Annotated in this window: 1 protein-coding gene; it reads left to right on the top strand. The window is 47.6% G+C overall.

Going from position 1 to position 504, the window contains the following annotated elements:
• Window positions 1-426, top strand: a 426-nt coding sequence (locus tag ACX5KA_RS12115) for an ATP-binding protein (protein ID WP_458731253.1), incomplete at its 5' end; no start/stop codon positions are given.
• Window positions 427-504: the final 78 nt, after the last annotated feature.

Raw genomic sequence — 504 nt, 5'->3', positions numbered from 1 at the left:
GCAACAGGGTGCGGAAAAACGTACTTCGCATGCGCGTTAGCCAGACAAGCCTGTGAACAACATCATACGGTGCGATATTACCGACTTGGGCAGCTTCTTGATGAACTGAATATCGGCCACGCCGATGGCAGTTACCGACAACAGCTTGCACAACTCGCTAAGAAAAAGCTGCTCATCCTGGACGACTGGGGAATGGAAAAACTGAGCGCACGTCAGGCTAATGACTTACTTGATGTGATGGAAGAGCGATACCAAAACACCAGTACCATTATCGCCAGCCAGTTACCCGTTACCGAATGGTACAAACTCATCAGTAACCCCACTGTGGCAGATGCATTACTCGACCGTTTATTGCACAACAGTCATCGAATTGAACTGGCTGGCGAATCGATGAGAAAACTAGACCAATCCGATCACTTAAGGTAAAACTGCAGGGACGAAAAAGAAGATGAAAAAGTGATCGGATAAAACCGAAACGACCGATCGGATTCACCGAAATACGCA

The sequence above is a fragment of the Alteromonas alvinellae genome (genome assembly GCF_902705805.1).
This window is presented reverse-complemented; position numbering and strand designations above follow the sequence as displayed.